The sequence below is a fragment of the Paenibacillus taichungensis genome, from assembly GCF_013359905.1.
GTDB classification, from domain to species: Bacteria; Bacillota; Bacilli; order Paenibacillales; family Paenibacillaceae; genus Paenibacillus; species Paenibacillus taichungensis.
In genome coordinates, this window is the sequence record NZ_JABMCC010000009.1 from 1 (window position 1) to 332 (window position 332).

Annotated in this window: 1 rRNA gene; it reads right to left on the bottom strand. The window is 49.1% G+C overall.

The window, feature by feature from the left end:
- Positions 1-136: ribosomal RNA gene (locus HP548_RS00050) — 23S ribosomal RNA — on the bottom strand; the annotation flags it as partial.
- Positions 137-332 lie beyond the last annotated feature (196 nt).

Sequence of the window (332 nt, forward strand, 5' to 3'; positions counted from 1 at the left end):
CCCAGCTGGGTTCCCCCATCCGGCCACCCCCGGATAAAAGCTTGCTTACAGCTCCCCGAGGCAGTTTCGTGTTTGGCCACGTCCTTCATCGGCCCCTAGCGCCTAGGAATCCTCGTTGTGTTCTAGTAGCTTAACCAATTGCTCCAAGGAGCAAATGCAATCTACCGTTTTATTGAAACTTGTTTACACAAGTCCAGCTTAAAAAGGAATGTTTTAATTCGCAATTTTCGTTTCGATATCTAGTTTTCAAAGAACAAGCTTGTAAAATCTTGTTGGTGGAGCCAAGCGGGATCGAACCGCTGACCTCCTGCTTGCAAGGCAGGCGCTCTCCC